The sequence below is a fragment of the Desulfitobacterium dichloroeliminans LMG P-21439 genome, from assembly GCF_000243135.2.
GTDB classification, from domain to species: Bacteria; Bacillota; Desulfitobacteriia; order Desulfitobacteriales; family Desulfitobacteriaceae; genus Desulfitobacterium; species Desulfitobacterium dichloroeliminans.
On the sequence record NC_019903.1, the window covers coordinates 2,229,054 to 2,247,340 of the forward strand.

The 18,287-nt window shown below is 45.0% G+C and carries 11 protein-coding genes, 1 tRNA gene and 3 rRNA genes; 3 read left to right on the plus strand and 12 right to left on the minus strand.

The features are described 5' to 3' along the window. Positions 1 to 11: 11 nt before the first annotated feature. From DESDI_RS10550 to DESDI_RS10580, 7 genes are all read right to left on the minus strand, one after another. A complete protein-coding gene (locus DESDI_RS10550; protein WP_015262605.1) occupies positions 12 to 503 on the minus strand; it encodes a YajQ family cyclic di-GMP-binding protein in 492 nt (163 codons plus the stop codon). 30 nt (positions 504 to 533) lie between these two features. After that, on the minus strand, positions 534 to 1,319 hold the full coding sequence (locus DESDI_RS10555) for a helix-turn-helix domain-containing protein (RefSeq protein ID WP_015262606.1): 786 nt from the start codon (positions 1,317 to 1,319) through the stop codon (positions 534 to 536). Between the two features lie 25 nt (positions 1,320 to 1,344). Next, positions 1,345 to 2,082: a DUF3388 domain-containing protein gene (locus DESDI_RS10560; RefSeq protein WP_015262607.1), complete on the minus strand. Its 738-nt coding sequence runs from the start codon at positions 2,080 to 2,082 to the stop codon at positions 1,345 to 1,347. Further along, on the minus strand, positions 2,066 to 3,142 hold the full coding sequence (gene mnmH, locus DESDI_RS10565) for a tRNA 2-selenouridine(34) synthase MnmH (protein WP_015262608.1): 1,077 nt from the start codon (positions 3,140 to 3,142) through the stop codon (positions 2,066 to 2,068). Before mnmH ends, DESDI_RS10560 begins: the two co-directional genes overlap by 17 nt. A gap of 68 nt (positions 3,143 to 3,210) precedes the next feature. Continuing rightward, a complete protein-coding gene (locus DESDI_RS10570; RefSeq protein ID WP_015262609.1) occupies positions 3,211 to 5,592 on the minus strand; it encodes an FtsK/SpoIIIE family DNA translocase in 2,382 nt (793 codons plus the stop codon). Between the two features lie 210 nt (positions 5,593 to 5,802). Next, positions 5,803 to 6,498 (minus strand): ClpP family protease, encoded by a 696-nt coding sequence (locus DESDI_RS10575; protein WP_015262610.1) that lies wholly within the window; start codon positions 6,496 to 6,498, stop codon positions 5,803 to 5,805. 147 nt (positions 6,499 to 6,645) lie between these two features. Further along, positions 6,646 to 6,963: a hypothetical protein gene (locus DESDI_RS10580; protein WP_015262611.1), complete on the minus strand. Its 318-nt coding sequence runs from the start codon at positions 6,961 to 6,963 to the stop codon at positions 6,646 to 6,648. Positions 6,964 to 7,134: 171 nt separating this feature from the next. On the opposite strand from DESDI_RS10580, the gene abc-f reads away from it, so the two are divergent. The 3 genes from abc-f (at position 7,135) to DESDI_RS10595 (ending at position 11,043) form a co-directional block, all read left to right on the plus strand. Next, entirely contained in the window at positions 7,135 to 8,691 is a 1,557-nt protein-coding gene (gene abc-f, locus DESDI_RS10585) for a ribosomal protection-like ABC-F family protein (protein ID WP_015262612.1), read from the plus strand. Between the two features lie 61 nt (positions 8,692 to 8,752). Next, the gene (locus DESDI_RS18550) at positions 8,753 to 8,839 is read left to right on the plus strand and encodes a small, acid-soluble spore protein, alpha/beta type (protein WP_427846170.1); all 87 of its coding nucleotides are present in this window, start codon (positions 8,753 to 8,755) and stop codon (positions 8,837 to 8,839) included. Positions 8,840 to 9,162: 323 nt separating this feature from the next. After that, a complete protein-coding gene (locus tag DESDI_RS10595; RefSeq protein ID WP_015262613.1) occupies positions 9,163 to 11,043 on the plus strand; it encodes an aryl-sulfate sulfotransferase in 1,881 nt (626 codons plus the stop codon). Between the two features lie 210 nt (positions 11,044 to 11,253). Here the strand turns inward: DESDI_RS10595 and DESDI_RS10600 are convergent, their stop codons facing one another. The 5 genes from DESDI_RS10600 to DESDI_RS10620 form a co-directional block, all read right to left on the minus strand. Further along, positions 11,254 to 11,667 carry a DUF2695 domain-containing protein gene (locus tag DESDI_RS10600; protein WP_015262614.1) on the minus strand — a complete coding sequence of 138 codons (414 nt, stop codon included), beginning with the start codon at positions 11,665 to 11,667 and terminating at the stop codon, positions 11,254 to 11,256. A gap of 978 nt (positions 11,668 to 12,645) precedes the next feature. After that, positions 12,646 to 12,763, minus strand: a 5S ribosomal RNA gene (gene rrf / locus DESDI_RS10605). A gap of 139 nt (positions 12,764 to 12,902) precedes the next feature. Beyond that, positions 12,903 to 15,973 (minus strand): 23S ribosomal RNA (locus DESDI_RS10610). Positions 15,974 to 16,182: 209 nt separating this feature from the next. Next, a tRNA-Ala gene (locus DESDI_RS10615) sits at positions 16,183 to 16,258 on the minus strand. A 215-nt stretch (positions 16,259 to 16,473) separates the two neighbouring features. Beyond that, positions 16,474 to 18,206 (minus strand): 16S ribosomal RNA (locus DESDI_RS10620). The 16S, 23S and 5S rRNA genes sit together here with 1 tRNA gene alongside, the layout of an rRNA operon. Between the last annotated feature and the right edge of the window lie 81 nt (positions 18,207 to 18,287).

Below are 18,287 nucleotides of genomic sequence, written 5' to 3' on the forward strand. Positions count from 1 at the left end.
GGAGATCTTTCTCAACGATAATTAATGAACTGAAGATCGACGCCTAGATCCTGCTTTCGCAGTAAACTAATAACGGCCTGCAAATCATCCTTATCCTTACCTGTCACACGAACCTGATCACCTTGGATAGAGCTGGTCACTTTTATTTTACTATCCTTAATTAGCTTATTGATTTCTTTGGCTTTTTCCTGAGAGATTCCTTGGATCAGCTTGACTTCCTGACGAACTGTATCTCCCGCTGCCGCTTGGATTTTTCCATACTCTAAGGCTCTAAGGGAAATCTGCCGTTTCACTAATTTCCCCTCCAGAATGTCGATGACATTGCGTAACTTAAAATCATCATCGGAAATTAATGTGATTTTGTCCTCTTGGAGTTCAATAGAAGATTTACTGTTTTTAAAGTCAAAGCGCTGCTCAATTTCCTTTTGCGCTTGATGAACCGCATTGGTTACTTCCTGCAACTCTACTTTCGAAACAATATCAAATGATGAATCCTTCGCCACGAATCTCTCCCCTTTTCCTAATTCTCACAGTCATTTTTTGAGAATGATATTATTAACGACCTGTCCCTCAGCGCCTAAGCTTGGCCAAGTCTGACCATTGAGGATGACGGAAAGTCCTCCTGCATTCCCTACGGAGACCAATTCAATTTGCTCCTTAGCTTTTAACTCCTTAGTCACCCCTTTAGTAAAGGTTCCCTCCAAAGCAAGCTGACCATCCACATTAACTCGAATCCAACAAGGCTGACTAAATATGAGCTGAACAACCAAACCTTCTGTCTCCTGAGCAATCACATTTTGGGGGTCTTGGGTAGGGGTCTCTATTGGGTCAGGTGTGTTAGGAGGAGTTTGTGTGGAAGGGGGAGTTTGTTGCTGTTGAACAATTTCTTCCTGAGGAATAGTAGGTAATGGGGTAGTTATGTCTTGGGGTGTGACATTGGCACCTTGCTGATTACTCAGGTTCGCAATCACGATTACCACACATAAAGCCACAACCCCGGTTAAAGCCACAAGAGCAGGTTTTACCCATGGGGGCATTTTCTTAGGCCCGCTAAGCGTTTTCTCGATAGCTATAGGCTCTTCAATGGGCTGTTCTGATGCTTTGTAAAGAGCTAGTACCTCATCCGAGTTTAATCCGAGATGCTTGGCATAGGTTCTTATGAATCCTTTAGTATAGGTAGAACCCGGTAAAATACGATACTCTTCTTCTTCCAGGGCCTCCAAATAGCGGATTCTGATTTTTGTCACTTCTTCTGCTTGGGTTAAACTCCATCCTTTATCTACACGGGCGTTACGAAGGATTTGTCCCTCTCCTGCCATGATAACCCCTCCCTCATCAGATTCTTTAACTTATATCAAAAGAAGAAAAACTAATCGCTACATCTTCTGTTCGAATCTCATCTTCTGGTTGATTACGAATCTCAATAATAAAATCAAAGTCAAGATCAATTCGACCATCGCGGAGAAAAACCTCCGGGTGTTCAATGATTTTGGGGGTAGGCATTTCCATCACACGTTTGAGTAATTCCCAGTGGACATCATCCCCTCGGGAGGTACTCGTAATTCCATCGATCAAAAAGATGGAATCCTCCGCCTCATCCAGCATCAGCGTAGTGCGAAGAGTTTGGCGTATGATTGTGGATGATAATAGTATCCACTTTTTGTTAGCATAAACGCACGCGCTTATAGCCGCTTCCGTCTTACCTACTCGGGGTGCGCCTCGTATCCCGATTAAACGATGGCCGCCTCCCATTAAAGTATCCCCTAAAAAGTCGACGAGCACTCCTAATTCTTCACGTATAAAACGATATGTCGGGGGGTTACTAGCTATCATGTCTAGACGTTGACCATGACGTAAAGCTAGTCGATCAAAAAGGGTCGGTTCCCGAAAGGCCGTGACTCGAATAGTAGCTACACTATCTAAAGCTCCTTTCAGCGCTTGAACCTTGTCTGCGCATGGGAACTCTAACAGAAAGCCCCGATGACGATCACCAATGCCATTGACCGTTAAAATATTGATTTCTAACATCCCCATCAAGGTCGTGACGGCACCCAATAAACCCGGTTTATTTTGCTGTATCACGTATTCCAGATAGAGTTGCTGTTCTGGGTATGCCCGACCACTGATCAAGGTATTCCTCCAATTCTCTTAATCCCATTTCAGGATCAAGATGGCTTATGGCATAATCGTAATCCCCTTGCGGGCCATTAGGATAGGCATAAATAGCATCGTAATATTTAAGCATCTCTTCAGTGAATTCTTCCAGATTTCCTTGATCTAATAAGGTATTATATAATGTAATCTTCTTATGTCCGAGTATTTTAGTAAGTCGGCCTAAGGCAGACTTAATCTCAGGTATGGCGTTAGGGAATTGAGCGTATTCCTTCACTAAGCGGTCGACGCGATTCGGGATGGAGTCATAGAGCAAGATTTGGGGTCCGATCTTCATCGCATCAAAAAAGGAAGGTGGCAAGTTAATTCTACCAATTCTCTTGCTTTCACATTCCACAATAATATATGGAAAATGGCTCACTTCGCTAAGTCGTACATATAATGCGGCTTCAAAGTCCTTCTGAGAGGGAGCAGAACCCAAACCCACAGAACCAAATACAGAACCCCTATTATTGGCTAAGGCTTCCAGGTCGACGGCTGGATAGCCATCCTGTTTTAGTCTAGCTAAAATCTCGGTTTTACCAACACCGGTATTGCCTCGTAATACAACTACTTTAAGAGGAAACTCACCCCTAAAGTATTCAGTAATCCAATGACGATAGGCCTTATATCCCCCGTGCAATCGGTAAACAGACAAGCCCATCAAGTCAAAAACATTAGCTAGGGATTTGCTTCTCATACCTCCACGCCAACAAAATAGGACTAGAGAATGTCCTTTCGCCCACTGCGAGGCTTGCTCATAGAGCCCCTTCAACTTCGGGCCTACAATCTCCAAGCCCTGCTCCTTCGCCAAAGCAGGCGAAATCTGCACATATGTCGTGCCGATCCTTGCTCTTTCTTCATTATTAAACAAAGGCAAATTCAAAGCCCCAGGAATAGTTGCCTCTTGATACTCACCTTCAGAGCGCACATCAACTAGTAGCAAATTCTTGACTTCACTTAACTCTTCAACTGTTATTTCATGAATCATCGTCAATTTCCTTTATTTATACTATTCTCCTTTAATATAATAAATCCTCTCTACTAAATGTGCAACTTTTATCCAATTTCTTCTTCTTCCAAACCAAACTTCTGCTCAAATTGTCCCTTAGTCAACAAAACCTCACGAGGTTTAGACCCTTCGTAGCCACCGACGACACCCTTCTCTTCCAGTAAATCCATCAGCCGAGCTGCTCGAGTATAGCCAATACGTAGTCTTCGTTGCAATAAAGAAACAGAAGCGTTCCCAGCTTCAATGAAAAGAATGGCTGCTTGGCGGAACAACTCATCACCCGCCTCTTCAGCGGGTTTACTGGTTCCTAGTTCCATATGGGGTATCTCTTGATACTCTGGTTTAGCCTGATTTTGGAGAAAGCGGACAACGTTTTCCACTTCCTTATCGGCTAAGTAGCACCCTTGGACCCTCACTGGCTTGCTCGCTCCCATAGGATAGTACAGCATATCTCCGCGACCTAAAAGCTTTTCAGCTCCATTCATATCGAGAATAGTTCGAGAATCGATCTGAGAGGAAACGGCGAAGGCAATCCGCGAAGGGATATTGGCTTTAATTAAGCCTGTAATAACATCCACCGATGGTCGCTGAGTAGCAATCAAGAGATGGATTCCCGCCGCCCGTGCCATCTGAGCTAACCGGCAGATGGAATCTTCTACATCACCGGGGGCAACCATCATTAAATCAGCTAACTCGTCAATAATGACAACAACATAAGGAAGAGGAAGTGCATCCTCTTTCTTTTCTTGAGTTCGCAAAAAATTATATCGAACGATATCTCTTACCCCAGCTGCAGCAAAAAGCTCATAACGGGTCTCCATTTCCGTGACAATCCATTTCAAAGCCCCTGCAGCCTTCTTAGGATCGGTAACTACCGGTGCAATGAGATGGGGAATTCCATTATAGTTAGTTAACTCTACCATCTTAGGATCCACCAGTAGGAATTTTACTTCATCCGGCCGAGCTTTATATAAGATACTATTGATCAAGGTATTCACACAGACAGATTTTCCAGATCCCGTAGCACCCGCAATCAGCAAATGGGGCATTTTCGTCAAATCAGCTACAATGGGACTACCTGTAATATCTTTGCCCAGAACCACGGTAAGCTTGCTTGGGGCATTCTGAAATTCTGGGGTTTCCAGCACTTCTCGGAAATGTACAGTCGCAATTTCTTTATTGGGAACCTCAATTCCCACCACAGATTTTCCAGGTACCGGAGCCTCGATCCGTACGTCAGTAGCCGCTAAGCTCAGAGCAATATCATCGGACAGATTAGTAATCTTACTCACTTTGACACCAGGAGCAGGTTGTGCTTCATAGCGGGTAATGGCTGGGCCTTGCGTAACATGAGTTACCTTAATCTTTACCCCAAAGCTCTCCAAGGTATCCTCGAGAATCTTTACATTATCAGCTAAATCCTTATTAATTCGAGGGTTCTTTACCTTCATGCTTTTATTCAGCAGAGTAAGATTAGGCAGTTGAAAATCACTGCCCTCTCTTTGCGCCATTCTTGAGACAGGAGTACCTGTAACCTTGCCCGGCGGAATAATCCCCGTTCCTCCCTCGCCCTCCCGCGCTTGTGACAATTTCTTCCCTTCCAAGGGTGAAGTCATTTGCGTCACTGGACGATCAGACAGAGATTTTTCGCCTTCCGCACCGTGATCTGTTAAGTCTTGAAGGGTTCTGATAATCACCGGCCGTTCGACTAATTCAGGCTCTAATACCTTCAGGTGATTTACAGAGGTCTTGGTTTCTTTCTTTTTGAGATTCTTACGAAGTTCCTTTTTTTCTGGCTCTTCATATGTAGCATCGACAGGAGACTCTTCTGTATCCTGCATCACATAGATGAAATCTTCAACATGTCCTTTAACCCAATGCCCAGAATCCTTGCTTGCCTTTTGGACCAGTTGGAGTCCGTGGATTAAAGAGCGATTCGTTATCAGTAGCGCCCCTATCAGTGCTGTCACTATAAGCACCACGTATCCACCGGAAATTCCTACTGATGCCTTCAGAACGATGGCAATCCCAGCACCGATTAAGCCACCACCGTGTCCCATCATTCCTTCAGCAATGAAATGTTCTTTCTTATAGGCTTCAACTCCAGGCAATTGAAAATGCAATATTCCCTCAAGGGTTAACCATAAGAGGACAACTCCTAAAGTCCTCCATTGATTATCGATATGTTTACGGTTCATATAGGCGATTCCCCACGCCCCTAGCATAAGCATTAGCCAAACACGGCCGCTTCCTGCCAGAATGGTTAAGCCTTCTTCTATCTTTCCCCCGATCAGGCCATTACTCCCGGAATAAATAGTGACTATGCCTAATACGGCCAAGCCAAGTGCGGCGATCCCTATGACTTCATGTCGAACACTATCTTTAAGAAAGCCCTTCTTCTTTACTGTACGAGTTTTTCTCTTTGCCAAAAAACATCCCTCAAATCAATTGTTATACTTGAGAAGCTTCACTCTAGAATTGTATGATCAAAGAATACCAACATCGGTGATGAACCTATCTCGTTATTTCTACAAACAGGATATATTTCCTTCACAGGTGTTATACTTCCTTCTTCAATCGCGTCATAGCTTGTCATCATTAAATTATAACAAAAAATCGGCCCTAAAGCCGATTTATTCTTAATTTAAACTTTCGCGTTTTTCCGAGATCAGCCTCTTCAGCTCTCGATGCGCTTCCTTTAACCCTCCAACAGCGTCAATCAATCCAATATCTACCGCATCTTGACCAATTAAAATCGTACCGATATCTTGCGCAAGCTCACCGGTTGCAAACATGAGCTGCTTAAGCTGTTCTTCGGTAATTCCGGAGTGCTGAAGAATAAAACGATTAATGCGCTCCTGCATCTTCTGCAAGTATTCAAATTGCTGATGACCATTAATAACTAACCCTGTATAACGGATAGGATGTAACGTCATCGTTCCCGTAGGAGCGATGAAGCTTCGATTACAGCTCACGGCAATTGGAATTCCAATACTGTGTCCCCCTCCAAGGACGATCGAAACGCTTGGTTTACTTAAACTACTAACCAGCTCGGAGATAGCCAGACCCGCCTCTACATCCCCTCCGGCAGTATTAAGAATAAGTAATATCCCTTCGATCATAGGATTCTGTTCTACTGCGACTAATTGAGGAATGACATGCTCATACTTCGTGGCTTTTGACTGGGCGGGAAGGACTTGATGGCCTTCAATCTGCCCAACCACAGTCAGACAATAAATATTCTCGGCTGGCTCCGGTATACGGATTTGTCCTAATTCTTTTAAGTTCTCAACTTCAGGCTTTAATGGTTTCTCATTTTCATTGGTTTGACTCACAAAGCACTCTCCTTCCAAGATCATGTTCATTTATCCGTTAACGAGTCCATTGAACTTAGCCTCACTTTGGCACTCGCACAAATATAGCTCTATCTTATTATGGAGGTTTTCTTATTAAAAAATGCAGGCTCATAATGCCTGCATTTTTTACCTACCTATTATTATGATCCAGGAGCGACACACTACATCGCGAAATATTGACGAACTCACAGGCCCATTATCCCTTAATCTCTTATATAGTCCACTCCCAAGATATTGCCCTGCAAAATAGGCCGCCAAAAAAGAGGTTATAACCAAGCCCATCCAAGGTAATTCGATATGTTGACGCAGATAGGCTACAAAAGGCACTGGGAGGTGAATCGCCAAAAACCACTGCACTGAGAGTTTTCTTACATTAGCCCGCCAATAACCAAATGGAACATTGAATAAGACAATGACCATCAAGAAGAAAATGAAGATGAACATCTAAGCACCTCCCCATCTATCCATATGTTAATACTTTAGGAACTATAACATCGATTATCCAACAGAACACAATAGAAATATTCCTTTGACTTCTTCCCATACTTTTTTTATACTAGCAGAGTATAAAATCAATCCACTGTGTGAATAAGGTGGATAGCATAGGAGTTTAGCATGAGTATATTAAATGTTGAGAATGTGAATCATGGCTTCGGGGGACGTCAGATTCTTGAAAATACAACCTTCCGCCTCCTTAAAGGAGAGCATGTTGGCTTAGTAGGAGCCAATGGTGAAGGCAAATCTACTTTCTTGGATATCATTACAGGCAAACTAATTCCTGATGAGGGTAAAGTTGAATGGTCTAATCGAGTCACTGTAGGGTACTTAGATCAGCACAGTGTATTAACCAAAGGAAAAACGATTCGTGATGTTCTCAAAGAAGCTTTTCAAAAGATGTTCGAGCTCGAAAATGAAATGCTGGAACTCTACAATCTCATGGCTGAAGCTACAGAAGAGCAAATGGTCAAAATGATGGAAGATGTCGGAGAAATCCAAACGATCCTAGAGCATAACGGCTTCTATATAATTGATGCTAAAATCGAAGAAGTGGCCAACGGCCTAGGTTTAGGAGAAATTGGTTTAGATCGAGATGTTGCGGATTTAAGTGGTGGCCAGCGGACGAAGGTACTGCTAACCAAGCTATTACTACAAAAGCCTACCATATTAATACTAGATGAGCCCACCAACTACTTAGATGCCGACCATATCGTCTGGCTTAGTAATTATCTTAAGAACTACGAAAACGCCTTTATTCTTGTTTCCCATGACTCCCCCTTCTTAAATGATGTGGTTAATGTAATTTACCATGTGGAAAATGCAGAATTAACCCGCTACACCGGCAACTACGAACAATTTATGCAGCTCCATTCCATCAAGAAAGAACAAGAGTTAAAGGCCTATGAGAAACAGCAGAAAGAAGTAGATCGCCTCGAAGACTTTATAGCTCGCAATAAAGCACGCATCTCGACCACCGGACGAGCAAAGAGTCGCCAAAAACAGCTTGAGAAGATGGATATTCTGGAGAAACCCAAGGAGAAAATCAGACCCCAATTCCGCTTCAAAGAGGCTCGAACACCTGGTAGAATAATTTTTGAGACCAAGGATTTAGTGCTCGGCTATGATGAGCCCTTAACCCGCCCTGTTAATCTAAAGTTGGAACGAGGTCAAAAGGTGGCCATCCGCGGGGTAAATGGCTTAGGTAAAACTACCCTGCTCAAAACTTTACTGGGCATTATTCCTTGTATCAGTGGAGAGAGTATTCTCGGAGATTATCTTGTCCCCGGATATTTTGAACAAGAATCCAACCGTGGCAATAACAACACGCCCCTTGAAGAAATATGGCAGGAATTTCCTGGTCTTACTAACTATGAAGCACGCCAGGCTCTCGCTAAATGTGGTCTTACCAACGAGCATATTTCTAACAAGATGATGGTCTTAAGCGGCGGTGAAAGTGCCAAAGTAAGGCTCTGCAAGCTCATGCTGAGAGAAATCAATTTCCTTGTTTTGGATGAGCCCACTAACCATCTCGATGTGGATGCCAAGGAAGAATTGAAAAAAGCCATTCAAGACTTTAAAGGCACCGTCCTACTAGTATCCCACGATCCAGATTTCTACGAGAATTGGGTCTCAGATATTTGGAATTTAGAACAATGGACAACAAAAATCGTATAAGGACCTACCCCTCTATCTCATTTCATTCCTTTTCACAGCCCAGAAATTATTCAATGTTACTCTGGGCCCGGATGCAACTTCCCGTCAAAATGGTTCCGTTGGTGGCGAAATGGTTGGTCGTACATTTGAGAGCTTCGGTAAAAGATAAATAATTGCCAACAAAGGCCAGCATACGCTGGCCTTTAGTATTTCTTAAGGCGTATTCAGTACACTCCAACAGTATATTTTGATTTACAATACCAGCAACTATCGTATTCTTGAATAGCAGGCAGTAGTAAGACAACCCAAACGTCTCCACGGCCCTTGCGATTGATCTAAAGTTAAAGTTATTAAAACAATTTGTTGTAGTTCATCCCATCAAATTATTGTTTTTGAAAAGATTTAGTAGATGATATTATGTGATTAAACGGATAAGTGCAAGCTATTGCTTTATCCAGAGTTCCAAAATTTTTATGTGAGGAGTGACAGGTTTTGAGAAACTATTTAGAAACGGAAAAACATCTAATTACCTCTCAAGCAGAATCCGAAGAAAATTTCTTAGCTGAACTCCGGTCTGGAAACTACACTATAGAAAATCCGTTCGTTCTAGAGAACCCTTATTTAATCAATCCCCTGGCTGCATTAATTGGTTTTAATACTAAGGAAGCAACAACAGCTCAAATTACAGTTAAAGGCAAAGCCGTTGAAGCGGATATTAGCCATACCTTTGCCGCTGCTACCGAGCATGTGTTACCGATTTACGGTTTGTATGACGACTTTGAAAACACCGTTGTCATTACTCTTGGAAATGGCAGAACCTCAGAAGTTAAAATTAAAGTTGCCGAAGTGAATGTAAACAAAGCTCAATATTGCAAGACCACTCCGGAATATTTCGGCAAAGACCTTATGATTATTTCCGGGGCGACGTATCCGATCGAGTCTGTAAAAACTTCCGGATTTGATTATGCCGGTGATTTAAGATGGGTACTTACCACTAAAGCAAGCTGGGATATTAAGAAATTAGCCAATGGTCGCCTTATCCTTTCTTCTCCCCGTGCCCTTCAAAAGCCCTACTATACCATTGGCCTGATCGAAATCGATTTTAGTGGAAAAATCTATACAGAATTTAGATTACCCGGTGGTCATCACCATGATAATGTGGAACTAGAAAACGGAAACATTTTAGCCTGCTCGGATAATGACTTTAATGACTCTGCCGAAGACTTTATAGTTGAAATTGATAGAGAAACCGGTAAAGTCGTAAAATCATGGGATGTCCAGAAAATGTTGCCTAGAGAGGAAGGAAAAGCAGGAGACTGGGATCATCACGATTGGTTCCATAATAACTCGGTTTGGTATGACAAAAAAACAAATTCCATTACTCTGTCTGGAAGACATCAAGATGCTGTCATTAACTACGATTATGAAACTGGGGAGTTAAACTGGATTATCGGTGATCCAGAAGGCTGGGGCAAAGAAATGCAAAAGTATTTCTTCAAGAATATTACTAAAGGTGACTTTGATTGGCAATACGAGCAGCATGCGGCAAGCATTCTACCTAATGGGGATGTCTTCGTATTTGACAATGGCACCTGGCGCTCTAAAACAGTGGAAAATCGCGTTCCTCCCGCAAAAAACTTCTCCAGAGGGGTTATATACAAAATCGACACAGAGAAGATGGAAATCGAGCAAGTTTGGCAGTATGGTAAAGAAAGAGGATGCGAGTTCTATTCCCCTTATATCTGTAATACCGACTACTATGCTGATGGACATTATATGATTCACTCCGGCGGTATTGCAAGCTATCGAGGACAACATACCGACGGACTGGGTGCTATGCTCTTAAACAAATATAAAGATGAGCATATTCATTTGAATCTTGAATCCATCACCGTTGAAGTTCTTCATGATGAAGTCAAATATGAGTTAAAAGTTCAGGGCGGTAACTACTATAGGGCGAGAAGAGTTGCACTCTACGATGAAAAGACTAACTTTGCGTTAGGCAAAGGAAAATTGCTTGGTGAGTTCGGTATCACTCCCGTGGCGCCCCTTAAACCCAAATTTAAGGATGCAGGAACCATCCCTGAAAAACACAACCTCTCTTTAGTACTTGAAGAGGACCGCTTGGCTCTCCGGGGTACCTTTATCGAAGGCTCTGAAGTCTTTCTTGAGCTCAAAGGCCAAGACAAATCTAAGTTCTACTCCATACCAACGAACGTCCATGATGTCAATGCAGCCTGCATCTCTATTGAAGCAGAGCAAGAAAACCAGTTCCAATTCTATCTAAGCAATGAAGGTCTTTCCGGCAATTTCGACATCTATCTCAATATCGATAACAACCGCTATGATACCAATAGCTCCTTGAAGTTTTAAAAAATGCTTAAACTGGCTTATGCCATGCCTTTATGTAGTCTTAAGCCTTATTTACCTTATACTCCTTGAAAACGGACTAGTTAATAAAGGGCTAGGGCCAAGCGAACTCGGAAATTCGTTTTGGCTCCTAGCCCTTTCATTTGCACAAAATTACAGTTAATCTTAGTTACTTCATTACTCATTTTAGAGAAATAATTGTAGTGTAATTAATTAGTCAATATGACTATTATCTTTTCCGATTAAGAGACTCTCCACGTTATAAAGGACCCCACAGTCACACTTCCCGCCATTCTTTTTGAAGATTTCAAGAATATCATTGATTTTACCCCGATTGAATTGCATCTGCGTTAGAATCTGGCGGCTAAAGCGGTAGGTGTGGTCACAGTGTAAAGCCGATAGTTTTTCATTTAATCGGTAGAAGAACATGCGATGAAAAAGCAAGCTCAAAATCTCTGAATCCCTGTTTATACTTGATTTTTCAATACTATAAAGCGAATCATATTCTAAATTTTCTTCCTTAATCCCATGGACTAAACGACGATTTACCTCTTCTTTAATCTTTTTACGATCCTTGAGGGTGGATTGTTCTTTCGACACATCCTCTCGCGTTACTTCGAATGTCATGATGTATATCAACTCCTCTAACAATTTAAGCAAGGTTTTGTCTTTCATACTATTATGTTCCATAAACGGCTAGCTTATATAATGGGATCATTGAATATATGAAGCCTACGTGTAGAACCGGCCCCAGAGCATCATGCACAAACAGGATTTTGCGCAGTAAAAAAGCGAAAGAGACCATCTATCATAGATGGTCTCTTTCGCTTGCCTTACCTGGCAACACGAAAAGCGGATGACGAAAGATTACCCAAAACACCTCAATCCTAAAAGAAGTAGCCTAATGAATACTTACGCTAGGAATTGAGTGGTCTGGTTACAAGAAAAGGACACAACCTAGGCTAACAGCCACCGAAATTGCGCAAAGTCCAACTAGGAAGGCAATCGATTTGGGGGATAAACTCGGATTCTCACTCATAAATAATCCTCCTCTCTTTGTCTTCAATTGTTGAGGCTTTCTGCTGAAGTTGTCCTTGTGATTATGGTCACTTTCACTTATAGTATACTATAACCCTCTATTAAACTCCATTCAAATAAATCTATTTTTTCCCTAAATTTTCTACAATATCTCTAAATTAGACAGATAATCCTTCAATTTGACAGAAAAATCACCAATTTGACTGATAAAATTACATTTGGACTAAAGAGCAAAGAGACCATCTAAACGATGGCCTCCTGCATTACCTGGCAACACGAAATGCGGGTGAGCATTTCGCCACACTGCGTCCCCTGACGCATACTCCTGCAGTGTGGATATTACTTTCCCAGGTACCCCAGAGCATCATGCACTTCGTCATCTTCGTTTTCACTTTAGTGAAAAGTAAAGAGACCATCTAAACGATGGTCTCTTTACTACTTACCTGGCAACACGAAATGCGGGCGAGCATTTCGCCACACTGCGTCCCAATACGCATACTCCTGCAGTGTGGATATTACTTTCCCAGGTAGGCGGCGGGTTCAGTATCATTTTCCCACAGCCCGCACGCCGCGTAACAGTCCACCGGACTGTTACGTCTGCGGTCCAAGTATCATCAGCCCTGGAGGTCTTAACTTCCGTGTTCGAGATGGGAACGGGTGGAACCCCTCCGGAATAATCACCAGATCGTTGAAGTTATAGCGTCCCTCTCGGGACCCTGTTCCCTCAAAACTACACAGATCTTATATAACTGTAAACTTTAGATTCCATCTTCCTCACTGCAGATATTGAGCCCTTCAGTGAGTCACCTTCCATGGCGTCTTGTTAGGTCAAGCCCTCGACCTATTAGTACCCGTCAGCTCCATACCTCGCGGCACTTCCACTTCGGGCCTATCTACCTGATCATCTTTCAGGGGTCTTACCAGCTTATGCTGTGGGAAATCTCATCTTGAGGCCGGTTTCGCGCTTAGATGCTTTCAGCGCTTATCCGATCCGGATATAGCTACCCAGCTGTGCCTCTGGCGAGACAACTGGTACACCAGTGATCCGTCCAACCCGGTCCTCTCGTACTAGGGTCAGTTCCTCTCAAATTTCCTGCGCCTGCGACGGATAGGGACCGAACTGTCTCACGACGTTCTGAACCCAGCTCACGTACCGCTTTAATGGGCGAACAGCCCAACCCTTGGGACCTACTACAGCCCCAGGATGCGATGAGCCGACATCGAGGTGCCAAACCTCCCCGTCGATATGGACTCTTGGGGGAGATAAGCCTGTTATCCCCAGGGTAGCTTTTATCCGTTGAGCGATGGCCCTTCCACTCGGTACCACCGGATCACTAAGCCCGACTTTCGTCCCTGCTCGACTTGTTGGTCTCGCAGTCAAGCTCCCTTCTGCCTTTACACTCTTCGCGCGATTTCCATCCGCGCTGAGGGAACCTTTGGGCGCCTCCGTTACTCTTTAGGAGGCGACCGCCCCAGTCAAACTGCCCACCTGACACGGTCCTCAACCCCGATTCAGGGGTCTAAGTTAGAACTTCAGTACAAAAAGAGTGGTATCCCACCATTGACTCCACCAAGGCTGGCGCCCTAGCTTCTCTGTCTCCCACCTATCCTGTACATTTCATACCAAAGTCCAATGTCAAGCTACAGTAAAGCTCCATGGGGTCTTTCTGTCCTGTCGCAGGTAACCCGCATCTTCACGGGTATTACAATTTCGCCGAGTCCCTCGTTGAGACAGTGTCCAGATCGTTACGCCTTTCGTGCGGGTCAGAACTTACCTGACAAGGAATTTCGCTACCTTAGGACCGTTATAGTTACGGCCGCCGTTTACTGGGGCTTCAATTCAAAGCTTCGCCTTACGGCTAACCTCTCCTCTTAACCTTCCAGCACCGGGCAGGCGTCAGCTCCTATACTTCTCTTTTCAGATTGGCAGGAACCTGTGTTTTTGATAAACAGTCGCCTGGACCTCTTCTCTGCGGCTCTATTGCTAGAGCACCCCTTCTCCCGAAGTTACGGGGTCATTTTGCCGAGTTCCTTAACGAGGGTTTTCTCGCGCGCCTTAGGATTCTCTCCTTACCTACCTGTGTCGGTTTACGGTACGGGCACTCTCTTGCTCACTAGAGGCTTTTCTTGACAGCTTGGAGTCGGTTACTTCGCTACTTGTTTTCGCTCCCCATCACCTTTTAGGCTTCTCGCGAGGCGGATTTTCCTGCCTCACACCCTACGGGCTTGGGCGTGCTCAACCAACGGCACGCTTAACCTATCCTTCTGTGTCACCCCATTGCTCAAACGCTTAAGAGTGGTACTGGAATCTCAACCAGTTGTCCATCGCCTACGCCTTTCGGCCTCAGCTTAGGTCCCGACTTACCCTGGGCGGACGAGCCTTCCCCAGGAATCCTTAGGTTTTCGGCGGGTGAGATTCTCACTCACCTTTTCGCATACTCATACCGGCATTCTCACTTCCATCCACTCCACACAACCTTACAGTTGAGCTTCTCTGCTGATGGAACGCTCCCCTACCCCTGGAACGGAATTATTAAACCCTTAGCCTTCTTTGGAGTGTTTACTCTCCTTGAGCCCCCGAGGACATTTGGGAATTTTGCTCTTATTTAAGCTTTTGTCTTCCTCTTCGGAAGCAAAATTCCTGATGCTACTCTCTTCTTGTGCTTTAATCTAAAGACTTAATAATTCCGTTCCAAGCCATAGCTTCGGTGATACGCTTGAGCCCCGTTACATTTTCGGCGCAGAACCACTCGACCAGTGAGCTATTACGCACTCTTTAAATGGTGGCTGCTTCTGAGCCAACATCCTGGTTGTCTATGCAATTCCACATCCTTTTCCACTTAGCGTATACTTTGGGACCTTAGCTGATGGTCTGGGCTGTTTCCCTTTTGACTATGAAGCTTATCCCCCACAGTCTGACTCCCAATCTAAATTCTTGGCATTCTGAGTTTGATAAGGTTCGGTAACCCGGTAAGGCCCCTAGCCTATTCAGTGCTTTACCGCCAAGAATCATCAATTGAGGCTAGCCCTAAAGCTATTTCGGGGAGAACCAGCTATCTCCGTGTTCGATTGGAATTTCTCCGCTACCCACAGCTCATCCCCTGCCTTTTCAACGACAGTGAGTTCGGGCCTCCAGTGAGTTTTACCTCACCTTCACCCTGTCCATGGGTAGATCACACGGTTTCGGGTCTACAGCATGTAACTAATCGCCCTATTCAGACTCGCTTTCGCTCCGGCTCCGACTTCTCGTCTTAACCTCGCTACATACCGTAACTCGCCGGTTCATTCTACAAAAGGCACGCCATCACACCTCAAGGGTGCTTTGACTGCTTGTAAGCGTACGGTTTCAGGTTCTCTTTCACTCCCCTCCCGGGGTGCTTTTCACCTTTCCCTCACGGTACTGGTTCGCTATCGGTCGCTAAGGAGTATTTAGCCTTGGGAGGTGGTCCTCCCAGTTTCCCACGGGGTTTCACGTGTCCCGCGGTACTCAGGATACCCTCACAGAATGTCTTTCTTTCGCTTACAGGAGTGTTACCTTCTTTGCTCGACCTTTCCAGATCACTTCAGCTAGAAATTCATCCCTAAAAGAGGGTCCTACAACCCCGATCCCCGAAGGGTTCGGTTTGGGCTCTTCCCGTTTCGCTCGCCGCTACTCAGGGAATCGATTATTCTTTCTCTTCCTCCGGGTACTTAGATGTTTCAGTTCCCCGGGTTGTCTTCTTAAACCTATGTATTCAGCTTAAGATATCCAGATATGACTCTGGATGGGTTGCCCCATTCGGATATCCACGGATCAATGCATGCTTACTGCTCCCCGTGGCGTTTCGCCGCTCGCCGCGTCCTTCTTCGACTCTTAGCGCCTAGGCATCCACCGTACGCCCTTAGTAGCTTGACCAAACATTTTTGCGCCGCCACTTCTAGGTTTTTAGATGTTATCCTAATTTACAGTTATTTCTTCTCTGTGCAGTTTTCAAAGAACATGTGCCTCAGAAAATCTCTTCTCATCGGCCGGATTGTTAGTTTAGCATCTTACAGCTTCACTTTCAATCTGCAATTTTTACTATTGAGAGACTATTATTAACCCAAATTTTTAACTTGAGTTAATGGTGGAGGTAAGCGGGATCGAACCGCTGACCCCCTGCTTGCAAGGCAGGTGCTCTCCCAGCTGAGCTATACCCCCATATAAAACTATATGGTCTCTCAAAACTAAACAACAAGTAGCTTTCGCTTAAAACAGTTTCATTTCTCGTTTTGCAGGTTGCCCTGCTTTTCGCCTCTTCGGCATTTTTGAAAGTCTCTAGGACTTCCACCACTCTGATCTCGTTTCACTTGCGTGACGTCGTCCAGAGCTCGACCTTAGGATATGCTCACCCTAGAGTGAACAAGTTTCCTTAGAAAGGAGGTGATCCAGCCGCACCTTCCGATACGGCTACCTTGTTACGACTTCACCCCAATCATCGGCCCCACCTTCGACGGCTAGCTCCCTTTCGGGTTACCTCACCGGCTTCGGGTGTTGCAGACTTTCGTGGTGTGACGGGCGGTGTGTACAAGGCCCGGGAACGTATTCACCGCAGTATGCTGACCTGCGATTACTAGCGATTCCGACTTCATGTTCTCGAGTTGCAGAGAACAATCCGAACTGAGACCGGCTTTCTCGGATTCGCTTCACCTCACGGCTTCGCTTCCGTCTGTACCGGCCATTGTATTACGTGTGTAGCCCAAGACATAAGGGGCATGATGATTTGACGTCATCCCCACCTTCCTCCGGTTTGTCACCGGCAGTCTGTCTAGAGTGCTCGACCTTACTCGTTAGCAACTAAACATAGGGGTTGCGCTCGTTGCGGGACTTAACCCAACATCTCACGACACGAGCTGACGACAACCATGCACCACCTGTCTCTACGCTCCCCGAAGGGCACTCCTAAGTTTCCTCAGGATTCGTAGGATGTCAAGCCTTGGTAAGGTTCTTCGCGTTGCGTCGAATTAAACCACATAATCCACCGCTTGTGCGGGCCCCCGTCAATTCCTTTGAGTTTCAACCTTGCGGCCGTACTCCCCAGGCGGAGTGCTTATTGTGTTAACTGCGGCACAGAAGGGGTCGATACCCTCTACACCTAGCACTCATCGTTTACGGCGTGGACTACCAGGGTATCTAATCCTGTTTGCTCCCCACGCTTTCGCGCCTCAGCGTCAGTTACAGTCCAGAAAGTCGCCTTCGCCACTGGTGTTCCTCCACATATCTACGCATTTCACCGCTACACGTGGAATTCCACTTTCCTCTCCTGTCCTCAAGATAACCAGTTTCCGATGCAGTCCCAGGGTTGAGCCCTAGGTTTTCACACCAGACTTAATTATCCGCCTACGCGCCCTTTACGCCCAATGATTCCGGACAACGCTTGCCCCCTACGTATTACCGCGGCTGCTGGCACGTAGTTAGCCGGGGCTTCCTCCTCAGGTACCGTCATGTATCTACATTATTTACATAAATACCGTTCGTCCCTGAAGACAGTACTTTACAACCCGAAGGCCTTCGTCGTACACGCGGCGTTGCTCCGTCAGACTTTCGTCCATTGCGGAAGATTCCCCACTGCTGCCTCCCGTAGGAGTCTGGGCCGTGTCTCAGTCCCAGTGTGGCCGTTCACCCTCTCAGGCCGGCTACTGATCGTCGCCTTGGTAGGCCTTTACCCCACCAACTAGCTAATCAGACGCGGATCCATCCATTAACGATAGCATACTCAGAGGCCATCTTTCCTTATCTCGCGATGCCGCGAAATATTCTTATCCGGTATTAGCCCTCGTTTCCAAGGGTTGTCCCGGTCTAATGGGTAGGTTATCCACGCGTTACTCACCCGTCCGCCACTAACTAACGTCTAGCACTCAGTGTTCTTTTCTAATCCACTGTGTTGGTACTCTATATTGCGTGGAGCTCTCTCTTCGCTTCGCTACGTTCCCCCTTGCCAGGGATAACGCAACTACTGATTCTGCTTTGCACAATCAGAGTTTTGTTTAGAGCTCTCGCTTTATCCAACATCACTGAACACTCAGTGCTAAACGCTAGTCCGTTCGACTTGCATGTGTTAGGCACGCCGCCAGCGTTCGTCCTGAGCCAGGATCAAACTCTCCATAAAATTTATGAAGAAAATTTGATTGCTCAAATTGTCTTTACTCATTGACGAGTCATTGGCTGTTCCTTGTTGTTTAGTTTTCAA